Annotated in this window: 16 protein-coding genes; 7 read left to right on the top strand and 9 right to left on the bottom strand. The window is 72.4% G+C overall.

Annotated features, from left to right (window positions below; translation table 11 throughout):
• Positions 1-56: 56 nt before the first annotated feature.
• Complete coding sequence (locus ABT369_RS14805) at positions 57-836, bottom strand: response regulator (RefSeq protein ID WP_350612282.1); 780 nt, start codon at positions 834-836, stop codon at positions 57-59.
• The gene (locus ABT369_RS14810) at positions 833-1,996 is read right to left on the bottom strand and encodes a sensor histidine kinase (RefSeq protein WP_350612283.1); all 1,164 of its coding nucleotides are present in this window, start codon (positions 1,994-1,996) and stop codon (positions 833-835) included. Before ABT369_RS14810 ends, ABT369_RS14805 begins: the two co-directional genes overlap by 4 nt.
• Positions 1,997-2,120: 124 nt before the next feature.
• On the opposite strand from ABT369_RS14810, the gene ABT369_RS14815 reads away from it, so the two are divergent.
• Positions 2,121-2,477 carry a hypothetical protein gene (locus ABT369_RS14815; protein WP_350612284.1) on the top strand — a complete coding sequence of 119 codons (357 nt, stop codon included), beginning with the start codon at positions 2,121-2,123 and terminating at the stop codon, positions 2,475-2,477.
• Positions 2,478-2,669: 192 nt separating this feature from the next.
• Here the strand turns inward: ABT369_RS14815 and ABT369_RS14820 are convergent, their stop codons facing one another.
• Positions 2,670-4,625: an ATP-dependent DNA helicase gene (locus tag ABT369_RS14820; RefSeq protein ID WP_350612445.1), complete on the bottom strand. Its 1,956-nt coding sequence runs from the start codon at positions 4,623-4,625 to the stop codon at positions 2,670-2,672.
• Positions 4,626-4,799: 174 nt separating this feature from the next.
• On the opposite strand from ABT369_RS14820, the gene ABT369_RS14825 reads away from it, so the two are divergent.
• From ABT369_RS14825 to ABT369_RS14840, 4 genes are all read left to right on the top strand, one after another.
• Entirely contained in the window at positions 4,800-5,300 is a 501-nt protein-coding gene (locus tag ABT369_RS14825) for a DUF402 domain-containing protein (protein WP_350612285.1), read from the top strand.
• A gap of 1,137 nt (positions 5,301-6,437) precedes the next feature.
• The gene (locus ABT369_RS14830) at positions 6,438-7,406 is read left to right on the top strand and encodes a PI-PLC domain-containing protein (protein WP_350612286.1); all 969 of its coding nucleotides are present in this window, start codon (positions 6,438-6,440) and stop codon (positions 7,404-7,406) included.
• Positions 7,407-7,523: 117 nt separating this feature from the next.
• A complete protein-coding gene (locus ABT369_RS14835; RefSeq protein WP_350612287.1) occupies positions 7,524-8,150 on the top strand; it encodes a DUF47 domain-containing protein in 627 nt (208 codons plus the stop codon).
• Between the two features lie 2 nt (positions 8,151-8,152).
• Entirely contained in the window at positions 8,153-9,166 is a 1,014-nt protein-coding gene (locus ABT369_RS14840) for an inorganic phosphate transporter (protein ID WP_350612446.1), read from the top strand.
• Here ABT369_RS14840 and ABT369_RS14845 read toward each other — a convergent pair.
• Genes ABT369_RS14845 through ABT369_RS14855 form a run of 3 tightly spaced genes read right to left on the bottom strand, consistent with a single transcriptional unit; the run spans position 9,163 to position 12,541 of the window.
• Positions 9,163-11,163, bottom strand: a complete 2,001-nt coding sequence (locus tag ABT369_RS14845; RefSeq protein ID WP_350612288.1) for a M91 family zinc metallopeptidase — start codon at positions 11,161-11,163, stop codon at positions 9,163-9,165. The genes ABT369_RS14840 and ABT369_RS14845 overlap by 4 nt on opposite strands.
• A 24-nt stretch (positions 11,164-11,187) precedes the next feature.
• On the bottom strand, positions 11,188-11,514 hold the full coding sequence (locus ABT369_RS14850) for a hypothetical protein (protein WP_350612289.1): 327 nt from the start codon (positions 11,512-11,514) through the stop codon (positions 11,188-11,190).
• A gap of 49 nt (positions 11,515-11,563) precedes the next feature.
• Positions 11,564-12,541 (bottom strand): Gfo/Idh/MocA family protein, encoded by a 978-nt coding sequence (locus ABT369_RS14855; RefSeq protein WP_350612290.1) that lies wholly within the window; start codon positions 12,539-12,541, stop codon positions 11,564-11,566.
• Positions 12,542-12,573: 32 nt separating this feature from the next.
• Here ABT369_RS14855 and ABT369_RS14860 point away from each other — a divergent pair, with 32 nt between their 5' ends.
• Together ABT369_RS14860 and ABT369_RS14865 are read left to right on the top strand one after the other, a co-directional pair.
• Positions 12,574-13,026: a hypothetical protein gene (locus ABT369_RS14860; RefSeq protein ID WP_350612291.1), complete on the top strand. Its 453-nt coding sequence runs from the start codon at positions 12,574-12,576 to the stop codon at positions 13,024-13,026.
• A gap of 9 nt (positions 13,027-13,035) precedes the next feature.
• Entirely contained in the window at positions 13,036-13,809 is a 774-nt protein-coding gene (locus tag ABT369_RS14865) for an NUDIX hydrolase (RefSeq protein ID WP_497979115.1), read from the top strand.
• 42 nt (positions 13,810-13,851) lie between these two features.
• On the opposite strand, the gene pstB is transcribed toward ABT369_RS14865, so the two are convergent.
• The 3 genes from pstB to pstC are packed head-to-tail and all read right to left on the bottom strand — an operon-like array spanning position 13,852 to position 16,725.
• The gene (gene pstB, locus ABT369_RS14870; protein ID WP_350612292.1) at positions 13,852-14,628 is read right to left on the bottom strand and encodes a phosphate ABC transporter ATP-binding protein PstB; all 777 of its coding nucleotides are present in this window, start codon (positions 14,626-14,628) and stop codon (positions 13,852-13,854) included.
• A 16-nt stretch (positions 14,629-14,644) separates the two neighbouring features.
• Entirely contained in the window at positions 14,645-15,733 is a 1,089-nt protein-coding gene (gene pstA / locus ABT369_RS14875) for a phosphate ABC transporter permease PstA (protein ID WP_350612293.1), read from the bottom strand.
• Positions 15,733-16,725 carry a phosphate ABC transporter permease subunit PstC gene (gene pstC / locus ABT369_RS14880; protein WP_502891752.1) on the bottom strand — a complete coding sequence of 331 codons (993 nt, stop codon included), beginning with the start codon at positions 16,723-16,725 and terminating at the stop codon, positions 15,733-15,735. Before pstC ends, pstA begins: the two co-directional genes overlap by 1 nt.
• Positions 16,726-16,735: the final 10 nt, after the last annotated feature.

The raw sequence follows: 16,735 nt of genomic DNA on the forward strand, positions 1-16,735 counted from the left end.
GGCGCCAGCCCGTTGCGGAACGCTACGCCACCGCCTGCGCCCGGTCGCGTCGGGATCTATTCGCCGGGCGCCAGGCCGTTGCGGAAGGCATACGCCACCGCCTGCGCCCGGTCGCGGACCCCCAGCTTGGCGAGCAGGTGATTGACGTGGCTCTTCACCGTGCCCTCGCTGATGAACAGCCGCGCCGCGATCTGCCCGTTCGTGAGCCCGCCGGCGATGAGCCCCAGCACCTCGGCCTCCCGCGGCGTGAGGTCGTCGTTCCTCGGCGCGGGCTGGGCCGGCGCCGGTTCTCCCCGCGTGAGCGCGTTGAGCACGTGGTGCTGCACGGCCGGGTCGAGCGCGGCGCCGTCGTCGAGCACGCGGCGCAGGGCGGCCTGAATCTCCTCGCCGCCGGCCTCCTTCGTGAGGTACCCCTTCGCGCCCGCCCGCAGCGCCTCCAGCACCGAGCGGTCGTCGGAGTAGGTGGTGAGCACGACCACGCGCACCTCGGGCGCCCGCTCCCGCAGCCGGCGGGTCGCCTCGACGCCGTCGCAGCGCGGCATGCGCAGATCCATGAGCACGATGTCGGGCCGCAGCGCCACCGCGAGGTCGACGGCCTCGGCCCCGTCGCCGGCCGCCCCGACCACCTCGACGTCCGGCAGCAGCCCGAGCACGAGCGCGAGCCCCTCCCGCACCACGCGCTGGTCGTCGGCCACGACCACGCGGATGCTCTCCTGGCCCGGGCTCAGGCCGGCGCTCTTCCGGTCCGGGCTCAGGCCGGCGCTCTTCCGGTCCGGGCTCACGCCGACGCTCTCCCGGTCCGGGCTCATCCCGGTCCTCTCCCGGTCCGGGCTCACGCCGGCACCTCGAGCCGCACGCGGAAGCCCTGGCCGGTCGGGTCCGCGTCGAGCGTCCCGCCCAGGAGCTCGGCGCGTTCGCGCATGCCGGTCAGGCCGTAGCCGGCGCCCGGGCTCGGGTTCGCGGCGAGCGGGCCGAAGTCCTCGACGGTCAGCCGCACGGTGTCCCGCAGGTATTCCAGACGCACGGTCACCAGCGTGGGGGATGCGTGCCGGGCGGCGTTGGTCAGGGCCTCCTGCGCGACCCGGTACACCGCGAGCCGCGCCGGCGACTCCAGCTCCCGCTCGGCCCCGTCGGTCGTGAAGTCGCAGCGAATGCCGTGGTCGTGGGCGAAGGACTTCGTCAGCTCGGACAGCGTCGGCAGGTCGTCGTCGCGCAGCAGGCCGATCGCGCGCCGGGCCTCGTCCAGCCCGGCCCGGCCGAGCTGCTGGGCGCGCTCGATCGCCGCCGGGAGCCGGGGGTCGTCGGGCGTGCGCACGGCCAGCATCCGCGCCCCCTCCAGCTGCAGCATCAGCCCCGACAGCGAGTGCGCGAGCAGGTCGTGCATCTCCCGGGCCAGGTGCTGGCGCTCCGAGAGCCGAGCGGCCTCGGCCTGCGCCACGCGGCCGCGCTCGAGCTCCTCGACGAGCTGCTCCGCCTGCTGGTTGGCCTCGGCGAGGCGGATGGCGAAGACGAGCATGCCGTAGAACGCGCCGACCATCACCGCATCGAGCAGCGCGCTCACGATCGAGTCGTCGCGCGCCGAGGAGATCACCACGGCCAGCAGAATCAGCGCGATCACGGTGATCGGGACCGAGACGTGCCCGCGCAGCAACGGGGCCAGGAACGACACGCCGACGAAGATCCCGGCCACGGCCGCGCCGTCCGGCTGCAGCCACGCCAGCGTCGCGGACGCGGCCAGCAGCAACACCACGAACGGCACGTGCGCCCGCGGCGGCCGCAGCAGCGTCAGCACCCCGCCGGCGCCGGCGACGACGAACACGGCCAGGACGAGCAGCACCCACAGCCCCGGCCCGCGCAGCGCCGGCCCCGGCTCGGAGGTGCACGCCGACCACACGACCACGAGCATGATCAGCGGGGCCAAGGGCCGCAGCCAGCGCACGACGGCGTCGCGCTGGGCCCTGGCCGAGTCGAGCGTGGCCTGCGCCGGTGTGCTCATGACGTCCATTGAATCCGCTCCCCGCGGCGGTCCACATCCAACCGGGGTTGGACGTTCCGCCTCCACCCGCGCTCTACCCGTGCGCCGATGCGGTTGACGGCCCCCGGTCGCGAGGCTGAAGCCCATGACACGAACCCCGCGGCTGCTCACCGCCGCCTACCTGCTCCTGAGCCTGGCCACCCTCGGCGTCGCCTACGCGCTGCGGCACCACGCGAACCTGGTGAACGACGCGGTCTGGGTACGGGGCACGATCGTCGTGCTCAGCGCCGCGGTCTGCAACGTCCTGGCGGCGCGCGGAGACGTACGCCGGCTGCGCATCATCGCGATCGTCATGATGGTCGCGATCACCGTCATCGTCTCGCTGCCGGGGATGTTCCCCGTCTGGCTGAAGCTCGAACAGGTGGTGTGCGGCCTGCTCCTGCTGGGTGTGGTCCTGACCCTGCCGCGCAAGGCGAGGCTGCGGCCCGGAAGCCCGACGTGACCGGACCGCGTGCCGACGCCGCACGGTCCCGGCCTTGCGCACGGCCGGGACCGTGCACGGGGCCGGATGCTTCACGGCTGCCAGACGCGCTCGCCGTGGTGCTCCCTGTGCCCGATCTCGTCGCGGCGGTCCGGTCCTTTCCTGAAGTGCCTTTTCCGCCGCGCTCTCCCTCGGCCCGTCGGCGGCGTCGGGCTACGAGGCAGCCAGGCGGCGGAGCGCGCCTCGGACGGTTTCGGGCTTGGTGGTGTACCAGAACGGGGGTAGCGACCGGCGCAGGAACGGCCCGTAGCTCGAAGCGTGCTCCAGACGGGAGTCCAGCACCGCCACGACGCCCTTGTCCCGGCGTGACCGGATCAGCCGCCCGACGCCCTGGGCCAGGCGAACCGCGGCGATCGGCACGCTCACCGCGGCGAAGCCGGAGCCACCCGCCGACTGCACCGCGTCGGAGCGCGCGGCCGAGAGCGGCTCGTCGGGCCGCGGGAACGGCAGCCGGTCGATGATCACCAGCTGGCAGGCGTCGCCCGGCACGTCCACGCCCTGCCACAGGGACATGACGCCGAGCAGGCAGCTGTTGCGGTCCTGGCGGAACTTGCGCACGAGGATCGGCAGCGACTCCTCGCCCTGCAGCAGGATCGTGATCCCCGGCGTGCGGGCGCGCAGCACCTCCGCGGCGCGCTCGGCCGCCTTGCGCGAGGAGAACAGGCCCAGGGCCCGGCCCCCGAGCGCCTGCACCAGCTCCACCATCTCGTTCGCGGCGGGCTCGGACAGGCCCGAGGTCTGCGGCTTCGGAAGGTGCGCCGCGACGTACAGAATGCCCTGCTTGGCATAGTCGAACGGCGATCCGACGTCCAGCGAGCTCCAGGCGAGCCCGGCCGTGTCCCGCGCCTCGTCGGCCCGCACGACCGTCTCGCGCGCCTCCTGCGCGGGCGTGGCCGCGACCGGCGGGCGCTCGACGGCGGTGGGCAGGCCGAGGGAGCGGGCGACCGTCTCGAACTGGCCGCCGAGGGCGAGCGTGGCGGAGGTGGCGACGACGGTACGGTCGCTGAAAAGGTGACTGCTCAACGTCCCCGCGACCGTCAGCGGCGCGATGACCACGGCCCGGCGGCTGCGCTCGTCGCGCTCGATCCAGGTGACGTCGTGCTCGGCGTTGGCGATCATGCGCTGGGCGACCTTCACGAGATCGCCGATCATCGTCTTGGCCTGCTGCTTGCGCACCGGGTCGGCATCGTCGGCGCGCACCTCGCCGATCGCGTCGAGCGCCTTGCGCCCGCCCGCGTCGAGCAGCGTGAGCGCCTCGGCGAGCACCGTCGGCAGCGCACCCACGACCCGGCCGGCGGGCACCTCGGCGAGCGCGACGGTGAGCAGGTCGCCGGCCTCCATGAGTCGATCGGCGACGTCGTCGTCGACGTAGGCCCGGCACCGGCGCGCGGCCCGCTCCAGCGTCTCCGGTGTGAGCTCGGCCTGCGAGGCGGAGCTCACCCGGTCGGCGAGCTCGTGGGCCTCGTCGACGACGAGCAGCTCGTGCGGCGGGATGATCTGGCGGCCGGTGAGCATGTCCACGGCGAGCAGGCTGTGGTTGGTGACCACGATGTCCGCCTCGCGCGCCCGGCTGCGGCTCGCCTCGGCGAAGCACTCCGCGCCGTATGGGCACCGCTGCGCCCCGACACACTCGCGCGCCGGCATCGACACCAGCTTCCAGGCCGCGTCGTCCACCCCCGGGTCGAGCTCGTCGCGGTCCCCGGTCTCGGTCTCCATCGCCCACCCGCGCAGCCGCTCGATGTGCTTGCCGAGCCGGCCCGCCTCGCCGAGCCACTTCGTGGGCCGGGCCTCGCCGACGTCGAAGAGCGCGTCCTCGGGCTCGTCGGCGGACGTGCCCTCCAGCCGCGCCAGGCAGACGTAGTGGTGGCGCCCCTTGAGCACCGCGTAGGTCGGGCGGCGCCCCAGCACCGGCTCGACCGCGTCCGCCAGACGCGGCAGGTCGTGGTCGACGAGCTGCGACTGCAGGGCGAGCGTGGCCGTCGAGATCACCACGGGCCCGTCGACGAGCAGAGACGGCACAAGGTACGCCAGCGACTTGCCCGTCCCCGTGCCCGCCTGCACCAGCAGGTGCTCCTCTTTCTCCACCGCGGCCGTGATCGCCTTCGCCATGCTTTGCTGGCCCGGGCGCTCGGCACCGTCCGGCACCGCGCCGACGGCCGCGGCGAGCAGATCGATCACTTCCGGCTTGGGGCGGCGGACTTGAGGGGTGGCTGTCACGGTCCGCAGGCTACCGCTTGTGTACGACAGAATTCGTCGGCGCACCCGGTCGGTACCGTGAGCGTCATGAAACGCATCCGGGTCGTGTACCGCAAGTACGACGGCTCGCTCCACTGGAACTACGAGACGGAGTACCTGGGCGAGGACGAGCACGGCGTGTGGCTCGGCGCCGGCGCGACGACGCCGATCTACAAAGGAACCACCCTGAAGGGGCCCCCGGACGCGCCACACGTGCTGCTCTTTCCGCGCCAGACGTGGTGGACGGCCTGCTTCAACGCCGAGCCCGCCCGCACCGAGATCTACTGCGACATCACGAGCGTGCCGCACTGGCCGACGCAGACCGAGGTGACCGCGATCGACCTGGATCTGGATGTACGCCGACGGCGTAACGGCGACGTCAGCCTCCTGGACGAGGACGAGTTCGCGGTGCATCAGGTGCGCTACCAGTACCCGGCCGACGTCGTGACCTCGGCTTTGGCGAGCGCGGACTGGCTGATGGGTGCCGTGAGCGGGCACGTGGAGCCCTTCGGCACGGCGTACCATCGGTGGCTCAACGAGGTCACGTAAACGCATTTCGCCGCACACCCAGCGTGACAATCGATGTGATCAACTTGGATGCGTGTGTTAGCGTAAGGGATAACGGAACGGCACGCACCCGCCTCGCTTGTACGTCCACGAGGGTGACATCGATAGCCGGCTCGAGTTCGTTGTCGATGCCGGTGATGAGGTTCGACGAGCGCGGTGGATTCGGCCAGCCGGCGCGACTCGGACCGCGTCCGATCGTCGTTCGAGCACCGGCGCAGGCACCCGCGCCGTGACGAGGCCGTCGCGAGGCATGCCGCCGCGGAGGCGCGCGCTGTCGCGGGACGTGCTCCCGCGGGCGCTTCGGACACGAACCTCGCGGCGATCAAGGCCGGACACCGCGCGACGGTCGGCGGCCACGGCGGGATCGCTGATCGGACACACGGGGCGATCGGTGGTCGCGGCGGAATCGCTGATCGGCTGCGCGAGGCGGTCGGCATCCGGCGCGTGAGCGTCGACGCCCGCCGCAAGGCGGGGTGGACGAGTGCCCGCCGGCGCAGCGCACGGGCGGGCGGCTGACGGTGGGCGCAGCCAACGCGCCGACCGCAATGGACGCGCGCGGCGCACGGCGGGCGTGTCGGACGAGCGCACGGCGGCGGCGCGGCAGCGGCGGCGGCGCGGGGACGAAATGCGCGGCGGGGTGCCGGGCATGCGGGGCGCGGCAGTGGCGCGCGAACGACGTGGGCTGCCGTCGCGGATCTTGCGACCGTCGGCCCAAGATCGGCGACGGCAGGACGGTCCACGGCGGGCTGCGCCAAGTCCCAGCGACGCACACCCGCCAGGCGATCGGCGCCACCAATGGCTTCGAGCCACGAGGCGTCCCGCCGAGGCGGGCGTTGATCAGCAGCGGGCGGCGTCGGCGACAGGCACCCGAGGAAGCCCGGATCGCCTGCAACGCAACGAAAACGCGACGAAAGCGGCCAATCGCCAGCCGCAGACCCCACGGCCTCCACGCTCAAGACCCGTGCCCGGCGACCGGGAGCAAGCCGCCAAAGCCGCCACACACGGTCACCGGCGCGAAACCGCGCGACCAGCGGCCCGGAAGTAGGAAGCCACACCGCCGAGCCGAAGATTCGACCAGTTCGCGCACGTGCGAAATGTGCGTTAAGTACCATTTTTCCCATGGACAACGCCCTGGCGACCGTCGCCGTTGGACTCGCCGGGCTGGCGACGTGTGGGGTGGTGGGCGCGATCGCCGCCTCCCGGGTTCGCCGCGGCCGGCCGTACCTCGCCAACGGGCTCTTCGTCGCGCTCGACGGGCCCGTCGACCCCGCGGCCACGGCCGCCCGCGCGGGCTTCGCCGGTGTCGAGGTCGGGGTGCGCATCGACCCGGACACGACCACCCCGACGCTGCGGCTCACCTGCGCGATGCCGCCCGGTGAGCCCGCGCCCACGTTCGACCAGGCCGTGCTCACCCCGCTCGCGACCCGCGTCGCTGGGAATCCGCTCGGGCGGGTGCACGCACGGCGGGCCGAGCCGTTCCTGCTCATGGTGCGCGCCGAACCCGAGCCCGACCCGGAGACCGGCGCCACCCGGGCCGAGGGCCGCGAGTACGAGACGCTCGACCGTCTCCTGCGCCCGCACGCGCCGATCCTCACGCAGTTCCTGGGCGGGCGCGTGGTCCCCGGCGCGATCACCGTCGTGCTCACGGGGGCGCACTGGTCGCGGGCCGACCTGCTGGGGGCGTACGAGCGATATGCCTTCCTCGAAGGGCGCTTCAGCGACCTGGAGCCGGGCGGCCTGCCCGTCGGTGTCGCGCCGTTCGTCACCGAGTCGCTCGCGACCCGGCTCGGGTTCGACGCGCAGGAGGAGTGGCCCGAGTTCCCGGCCGAGGCGCGGCACATCCTGCGCTCGCTCGTGCGCGCCGCGCACGCCGACGGGCGGCGCGTACGGTTCGCCGACGTGCCCGACGGACCGCGGCCGGTGCGCAACGCGTTCTGGCGGGAGATGCGCGCGGCCGAGGTCGACGTGATCGCCAGCCGGCACCGGGGCGCGCTCGCCCGCTTCCTGCGCAAGCCGGTCCAGCGGACCTACAAACACCGTGCGGCACCGGTCCGGTACGCCTCGGCGCCAGAGGTGAACTCAAGGTAAACGGCAGATGAACGCGCAGCGTGCGAGGGATCTCACTGCGACGACCACGGGGCGTGCGCCTTAACATTCACGCTTCAGGGGTACGGGGTTTCCTTCGATGAGGTAACGAGGTCGACTGTGCGGTTCAGGCTGCGTCCTAGTGACGATTCGTTCTACGAGTTCTTCAGCCGCGCGGCGCAGAACCTCGTCAAGGGCACGGAGCTGCTCTCCGAGCTCGCCCTCCCCGGGGCCGACGTGCAGTCGATCAGCGAGCGGCTCGTCGAGGTCGAGCACGACAGCGACGCGATCACGCACGAGCTGTACAAGAAGATCAACTCCAGCTTCATCACGCCCTTCGACCGTGAGGACATCTATCGCCTCGGGTCGCTGCTCGACGACGTGATGGACCACCTGGAGGCGGTGGGCAGCCTGCTGTACCTCTACGGCCTCACCAAGCTCCCGTCGCTGCCCCGCGAGATCCACGAGATCGTGAAGGTGCTCGACCAGCAGTCCCGGCTCACCGCCGACGCCATGCCCCGCCTGAAGTCCATGAAGGACCTGGAGCCCTACTGGGTGGAGTGCAACCGCCTGGAGAACGACGGCGACAGCGCGTACCGCATGGCGCTGGTCCGCCTCTTCTCCGGCGAGTACGACGCGCTGACCGTGCTCAAGATGAAGGAGGTCGTCGACGAACTCGAGGCGGCCTGCGACGCGTTCGAGCACGTGGCCAACACGGTCGAGACCATCGTGGTCAAGGAGTCGTAGCCATCAGCGCACAGCTCGTCGCAGTCCTCGCCGTCATCGTGGTGGCGCTGGTCTTCGACTACACCAACGGCTTTCACGACGCCGCCAACGCCATCGCCACCTCGGTCTCGACCCGCGCGCTCACGCCGCGGGCCGGGCTGATCATGGCCGCGCTCGGCAACTTCATCGGCGCGCACCTGGGCGGCCACGTCGCCGCGACCGTCGGCGGGGGCATCATCGACCCGCCGACCGGCCTGGGCGGGCTGGGCATCGTCTTCGCCGGCGTCATCGGCGCCATCGCCTGGAACCTCATCACGTGGTACTTCGGGCTGCCCTCCTCGTCCTCCCACGCGCTGTTCGGCGGCCTGGTGGGGGCCTCGATCTGCGCCGTGTGGTTCGGCCTCGACTCGAAGGTGCTCTGGTCCGGCATCGTGAGCAAGGTCCTGGTGCCGATGGTCGCCTCGCCGGTGGTCGGCTTCCTGCTGGGCGGCCTGCTCATGGTCGCCATCATGTGGACGTTCCGGCGCGCGAACCCCCGGGTGCTCGGCCGCGGCTTCCGCCGCGCGCAGACGGTCTCGGCCGCGGCGATGGCGGTCGGCCACGGCATGCAGGACGCCGCGAAGACGATGGGCATCATCGTGCTCGCGCTCTACACCGGCGGCTACCACGCCGACAAGAAGGACATCCCGCAGTGGGTGTTCCTGGCCTGCTCCACGGTGCTGGCCCTCGGCACGTACTCGGGCGGCTGGCGCATCATCCGCACCCTGGGCCGCAAGGTCATCGACCTCGACCCGCCGCAGGGCTTCGCGGCCGAGACGGTCGCGGCCGGCGTGCTGTTCACCACCTCGCAGCTGGGCCTGCCGATCTCGACCACGCACAGCATCACCTCGGCCATCATGGGCGTCGGCGCGACGAAGCGCCTGTCGGCGGTGCGCTGGCAGGTGGCCGGGAACATCGTGATCGCCTGGGTGCTGACGTTCCCGGCCGCCGCGGTCATCGCGATCGTGGCCTACCTATTGACCCACGCGCTCTTCTAGGCCGACCCGTACCGCTGCCGGTCGCCGAGGCCCATCTCGCCGCGCAGGCCGTTCTCGGTGAACAGCAGCGGGTGGTCGGGGTCGACGCGGTCGGGCGTGGCCGGGTCGCCGTCGTCGTCGATCGGCAGCCCGACGGCCTGGCGCTCGAAGTTCGGCACCGCGGGCCCGCCCGGGTACTGGTGGTCGGGCCCGCTGCCCTGGTCGTAGGCGGCGCCGTCGTCGGTGTCGTGCTCGTAGTCGTAGATGTGCGCCATCTCGTGGAACAGCGTCGTGACCGGGGTGCGGGCGTCGTAGGCCGGGTTGTACGTGATGACCGGCACGCCGTCGTCGTAGCTCGCGTGGCCGTTGAGCTCGTCGAGCGGCTCGATGTGCAGCCGCTGCCCGGAGGCGCGCAGGTCGGCGAGCATCGCCCGGCCCGCGGGCGAGGCGGTGAGCAGGTCGAGGTCGGCGTGCACCCGGGCCTGGTACTGCGCGTCGCCGCCCACCGTGATGAACCCGGTCAGGTCGTCGTCCCCGGTCGCGGTCATCCGCTCGACCCCGGCGGCGGCGTCCTCGCCCTGCCCGTAGAGCGTGTCGGCGCCGGCCCCGCCGGTCACGGTGTCGCGCCCGGCGCCGGAGTAGGCCACGTCGTCCCCGTCGCCGCCGTCGAGCCGGTCGTCGCCGCGGCCGCCGGAGAGCACGTCGGCCCCGTCGTCCCCGGCGACCAGGTCGTCACCGGCGCCGCCGTCGGCGAAGTCGGCGCCCTCGCCGCCGCGCAGCGCGTCGGAGCCGTCGCCGCCGTAGAGCGTGTCGTCGCCGCGGCCGCCCTCGAGCCGGTCGTCGCCGGCGCCGCCGTCGAGGTAGTCGCGGTGGTCGCCGCCGTCGAGCAGGTCGAAGCCGTCCCCGCCGAGGAGCCGGTCGTCGTCCCCGCCGCCGGCCAGGACGTCGTCGCCGGCCCCGCCGCCGAGCCGGTCGGCGCCCTCGCCGCCGAAGAGCAGGTCGGCCCCGGCCCCGCCGTCGGCGGTGTCGGCGCCCTGGCTGCCCCACAGCCGGTCGTCGCCGTCGCCGAGGTCGGCCCGCTCGGTGGCGCCCTTCGGCGGCGTCTGGGTCGCGGTCACCATGGCGCCGAGGCTGACCCGGTCCGCGCCGGCCCCGCCGCTGACCGTGTCCACGCCCATCCCGGCGATGAGCACGTCGTCGCCGGCCCCGCCGCGGAGCCGGTCGTCGCCGTCGCCGCCGAGCACGGTCACGCCCGTGGCGCCGCCGACCGTGACGGTGTCGTCGCCGTCGCCGGTGCGCAGCACGAGCCGGGCGCCGGGCGGGATGGTGAGCCGCCGGCCGTTCACGGTCACGTGGCCGTCCTCGACCACGACGCTGTCCGCGGCGCCGGTCGCCTCCACCATGAAGAGGTCGCCGACGAGGTGCGCGTCGACCCCGCCGGCGGCCGGCGGCGGGGTCCAGGCCGCGAACGTCCGGCCGATGACGGGGGCCCAGACCGCGGCGAGCACCTCCCAGCGGGCCCGCGCCCCGGCCAGGGCCGAGCGCTGGGCGGCCAGCCCCTGCTCGAGGTCGGCCCGGATCTCGCCGGCCTCGGCGACCGCGGCGCGGACCGTCTCGGCCTGGGCCGCGTCGGCCGGCGTGAACGTGACGCTGCCGCCGCCGCGCCGGTGCGGCACCCCGGCGGCGCGGGCGAACGCGTCGGCGAGCTGGTTCTGCCCGCCGCGCAACAGGGCCGCCGCGCCGTCCAGCGCCGTGGCGGTGTCCCCGAGGACTGCCTCGAGGTCGTTCAGGCTGTCGCTGTACTGCCGCCAATGCCCGCGGAATCCGTCGGCGGCCTCGCCCTCCCAGTCGCCGCCGACGACCCGGGCCGCGGCGCCGCCGAGCCTGTCGTGGGCGGCCCGCACGTCGGCGACCACCGCCCGCCAGGCCGTCGCGGCCCGCCCGAGCAGCTCCGGCCGCGCGGCCAGCTCCCAGATGTCGTCCACCGTGACGGCGGACGACTCAACCGTCTGCACCATGAAGATCCCCCGTGTGTCGTTGCGTCAGAGCGGCGCGCGCCGCGCGTTGCCCACGGTCTGGGCGGCCTGCCGGTCGGCGGCCAGATACGCGAAGGCCGTCTGCAGCAGCGCGTCGGCGTCCTCCTCGAGGATGTCGACGTGTGCCGAGACGGCCTTCTGGGCCTGGGCGCCGATCGCGGCGGCGGTGCCGGCCAGCGCCGCCGACGCCCGGGTGTCCCCGAAGGCGTCGGCGGGCAGGGTCAGCTCACCCAGGCCGGTGCGGTAGTGCTCGCCGAGCGTGTCGGCCGCGGCCAGGCAGGCCGCGGCGAGCGTCATCAATTCGTCCGGGTCGGCCCGGAGCTCCTGAGCCATACGCCGCACCGTAGCGAGGACGGGACGCTGCGTCCGCCCCGTTCAGTCCTCAGCTTGAATAGTCAAGTCCGATAATTCCGGAAATTTCCGCCAGCAGCCGCAGGATGTCCAGCGTCTCGCCGAGCGGGATCAGGGGGCTCTCGAGCAGCCCCTCGCGCAGGCAGCGGTGCACCTCGGCCGCCTCGAACTGGTAGCCCTTGCCCTCGTACGGCAGGTCGAACTCCTCCGTCTCACCCTGGCGCCAGAGGGTGAACCCGTGCGGGTGGAAGAAGTCCCGCCGCACGTCGATGCGCCCGAGCGTGCCCGTGACGGTGCCGGTCCGGGCGGTGTCCCCGAGCAGCGAGCAGGTCAGGGCGGCAATGGCGCCGGAGTCGTACCCCAGCAGCATCCCCGTGTTCTCGTCCACGCCCCCGGCGCTCATCCGGGCCCAGGCTTGCACCGCGGCCGGGGCGCCCAGAAACAGGTGCGCGAACGTCACGGGGTATATCCCGACGTCGTACAGCGCTCCCCCGCCCAGCTTCCGGTCGCGCAGCCGCGAGGTCTCCGGGAACGGGCCCTGCATGCCGAAGTCGGCGTGGACCGAGACCGGGTCGCCGATCGCCCCGTCGCGCACGAGCTCGGCCATCTTGCGGATCGCGGGGATGCACCGCATCCACATGGCCTCCATGAGGAACACCCCGGAGTCGCGCGCGGTCGCCACCATCTCCTCGGACTCGGCGACGTCGAGCGTGAACGGCTTCTCGCACAGCACCGCCTTGCCGGCCCGCAGCGCCAGCATCGAGGCCTCGTAGTGCGCGCTGTGCGGGGTGGCGACGTAGATCGCGTCCACCCCGGGGTCCTCGACGAGCGCCTGCCACGAGCCGTGGGCCCGGGCGGCGCCGTGGGCCGCCGCGAAGCGCTCGGCGGACTCGGTGGTGCGGGATCCCACCGCGGCCAGCTCCGCATCCGGCAGCAGCCGGAGGTCCTCGGCGAACGTGGCGGCGATGGAGCCGGTCGACAGGATGCCCCAGCGGATGCGATCACTCATGGCCGTAGCTTAGGTGGGTATGTACTGAGGTCATGAACGACGGGAACAACCACGGGGACGCGACCGGCCCGGATGCCGAGCACACCCGTCCCGCCGGCGTCTCGGACCGGACGGTCGAGGCGCTCGGCAAGCTCAGCGAGGCCCTCGAGACCGTGGAGCGGGCCCGGGGCCGCCTCTACGACCTGCACCAGCTCATCGGGCACGCCGACCTGATGCTCGACGACGCCGTGGACCTGCTGCGCGCGGCGGGGCACGGGGAGCTGGCCGACCGGGTGAGCCGCGAGCTCGTCGGGCGCAACGTGATCGCCGGGCGGTGGACGTTCCAGCTGGTGGAGGAGTTCGACGACGGGTACTACGCGCTGTTCAAGGACCTCGACCGGCAGGCCCGGGAGCAGCTGGCCGGGGGGCTCCGGCACCTGTTCGAGGCGGAGATGAAGGAGCAACGGCGCACCCACGGTCGCCCCGGCCACGAGGCCAGGCCTTAACGTAGCTTCATGGTCGAGTTCAAGCTTCCGCCCCGGATGGCCGAGATGGCCCGCGAGTTCGCCGCGTCGGGGAAGCAGGCGCCCGAGCCGCGGCTGGCCAGCACCGTCGTGCTGCTGCGGGAGCCGTTCGAGGCCTACCTGCTGCGCCGGGTGCCGACGATGGCGTTCGCGGCCTCGAGGTACGTCTTCCCGGGCGGCGGCGTCGACCCGCGCGACGCGGCCGTGCTGCCGGACTGGGCCGGGCCGAGCCCCGCGCAGTGGGCGGCGCGCCTGCGGCTGGAGGAGTCGGTGGCCCGCTCGGTGGTCTGCGCGGCCGTGCGCGAGGTGTTCGAGGAGTCCGGCGTGCTGCTGGCCGGCGCCGACGCGGACACCGTGGTCGGCGACGTGAGCGGGCCGGACTGGGAGGCGGCGCGGCTGGCGCTGATCGCCCGGGAGCTGGGCTTCGCCGAGTTCCTCAGCGGCAACGGGCTCGTCCTGCGCAGCGACCTGCTGGCCCCGTGGTCGCGCTGGGTCACGCCGGAGTTCGAGCCCCGGCGCTTCGACACGTACTTCTTCCTCGCCCAGCTGCCCGAGGGCCAGGTGACCCGGGACGTGGGCGGCGAGGCCGACGCCACCGTGTGGTGCTCGCCGGCCGAGGCGGCCGACGGCCGCTACACGATGCTGCCGCCGACCCGTCACACCCTGCTGGAGCTGGCCGAGTTCTCGGGAGCCGGCGGCATCGAGGCGGCGCTGGCAGCGGCGCCGGACCGGGACCCGGCCGACGCCATCCGCCCTACCGCGTGATCTGACCCGACCTGGCCTGGCCTGGCCTGACCTGGCCTGGGCCTAGCCGAAGCGGCCGGTGATGTAGTCCTCGGTCTTCTTCACCGAGGGGTTGGTGAAGATCTTCGCGGTGTCGTCGTACTCGATGAGCCGGCCCGGCTCTCCGGTCTTGTCGATCGAGAAGAAGCCGGTGCGGTCCGACACGCGGGCCGCCTGCTGCATGTTGTGCGTGACGATGACGATCGTGAACTGGTTCTTCAGCTCGGTGATCAGGTCCTCGATCGCGAGCGTCGAGATCGGGTCGAGGGCCGAGCAGGGCTCGTCCATCAGCACGACCTGCGGCTCGACCGCGATGGTGCGGGCGATGCAGAGCCGCTGCTGCTGACCGCCGGACAGGCCCGCGCCGGGGCGGCCGAGCCGGTCCTTGACCTCGTTCCAGAGGTTGGCGCTGCGCAGCGCCTTCTCCGCGACCTCCTCCAGCACCGACTTCTTGCGCACGCCGTTGAGGCGCAGGCCGGCGACGACGTTCTCGAAGATCGACATCGTCGGGAAGGGGTTCGGCCGCTGGAAGACCATGCCGATCATCCGGCGCACGGCCGTGACGTCGACGTCGCGGTCGTAGATGTTCTGCCCGTCGATCAGGAGCTGGCCCTCGATCCGAGCGTTGGGCAGGACCTCGTGCATGCGGTTGATCGACCGCAGGAACGTGGACTTGCCGCAACCCGACGGGCCGATCAGGGCGGTGACCGACTTGGGCTCGATCGTCATCGACACGGAGTCGATCGCCTTGAACGATCCGTAGTACGAGGTGACGCCGTGGGCTTCGATCCGCTTTGCCATGTTGGCGCTCCAGTGATTATCGGGCGAGCTTGTTTCGGCGGGCGAGCAGCTTCGCCGCGACGGTGAGGACCAGCACGAGAACGACCAGGGTGAGCGCCGCCGTCCAGGCCCGTCCCGGAGCGAACTCCGAGGCGACGCCGGCCTGCTGGTAGACGAACAGCGACAGGGACGACTGGTTGCCGTCGAACAGGTTGAAGTTGATGGCGGAGGCGCCGCCGGCCACGAGCAGGACCGGCGCGGTCTCACCACAGGCCCGGGCCACGGCCAGCATGACACCGGTGACGATGCCGGGGCCGGCGGTGGGCAGCACGATGCTGATGATCGTCTTCCACTTCGGCACGCCGAGGGCGTAGGAGCCCTCGCGGAGCGCCGTCGGCACGAGCCGCAGCATCTCCTCGCTGGAGCGCACGACGGTCGGCAGCATGAGCACGCTCAGCGACAGGCCGGCGGCGAAGCCCGAGTAGTGGGCGAAGCCGTCGGAGCTGTAGAGCGGCGTGATCGTGAAGACCCAGAACGACAGGATGAACAGACCCGCCACGATCGACGGGATACCGGTCATGACGTCGACGAAGAAGCGGATCACGTTGGCGAAGAAGCCGCGGCCGTACTCGACGATGTAGACGGCGCCCAGGATGCCCAGCGGCACGGTGATGAGCGTGGCGATGCCCGCCTGCTCGATCGTGCCGATGATGGCGTGGTACGCGCCGCCGTTGGAGTCGAAGGGGCCGATGTTGTTCATCGACGTGTTGAAGAAGTTGCCGTCCAGGCGGTCGCTGCCCTTGGTGACCAGGGTCCACACGACGGAGACCAGCGGCAGCAGGGCGAGGATGAACGCGCCGTAGATGAGCACGGTCGCCATGCGGTTGCGGGCCGACCGGCCGCCCTCGACCACGGCCGCCGCGACCCCCATGAGGATCACGAACAGCGCCGCCGCGACGACGCCGGTGAGGACCGTGCCGCCGGCGCCGGTGAGGTTGATCAGGACGTAGGACAGCACGATCGCCGCCACCGCGACCGCCCAGGGCGACCAGTTCGGCAGGGTCTTGACCTTCAGCTGGGACGCGTCCTGCACGCCCAGGCTGCGGACGGGGGTCTCGACGGCCATTACGCGGAGCCTCCCACGAACTCACGGCGCCGGTACACGATCGCGCGGGCGGCCATGTTGACGACGAGCGTGATGGCGAACAGCACGAGGCCGGACGCGATGAGCGCGCTACGGCCGAACTCGTTGGCCTCGCCGAACCGGCTGGCGATGTTGGAGGCGATGGTGACGCCGCCGGGGCCGAGCAGGTCGAAGTTCACGGCGAAGACGCTGCCGAGGGTCAGGGCCAGCGCGATCGTCTCGCCCAGCGCGCGGCCGAGGCCGAGCATGACGGAGGCGATGATCCCGGCGCGGCCGTAGGGGATGACCGCGGTGCGGATCATCTCCCACTTGGTCGAGCCGAGCGCGAGGGCCGCTTCCTGGTTCTCCGGCGGGGTCTGCAGGAACACCTCGCGGGACAGGGAGGTGACGATCGGCAGGATCATGATGCCCAGCACGACCGAGCCCAGCAGGACCGACTTGCCGTAGGGGCCGTTGCTGCCGAAGATCGGGATCCAGCCGGCCACGTCGTGCAGCCACTTGCTGAAGTTGGCGATGGGCTCGTAGAAGTAGTCACGACCCCACAGACCGAACACGACGCTCGGGACCGCCGCGAGCAGGTCGATGATGAAGCTCAGGGTGGTGGCGACCCGCCGGTGGGCGTAGTGCGACAGGCACAGCGCGATGCCCAGCGCCACCGGAACGGCCAGGAGCAGCGCGATGACGGCGGTCAGCACGGTGCCGAAGGCGGTCGCGGCGACACCGAACTTCGGCTGGTCGCCGTCGGTGAACCAGTCCTTGTAGGTAAGGAAGTTCTCGGTGTCCTTGTTGATGGCCGGGATCGCCTTGACCAGCAGGAAGATGGCGATGGCCGCGATGATGACGAGCACCATCGAGCCGGCGGCCGTCGCGGTTCCGCGGAAGAGCATGTCTCCGCTGAACCGCTTGCGCGGCGGAAGACCGCCACCCCCGCCGGACGAACCGGCGGAGGTGGCGGGCAGAGTCGTCTGGCTCAACGATGCTTCC

The organism is Dactylosporangium sp. NPDC000244 (genome assembly GCF_040300725.1).
In the GTDB taxonomy this organism is placed as follows: Bacteria; Actinomycetota; Actinomycetes; order Mycobacteriales; family Micromonosporaceae; genus Dactylosporangium.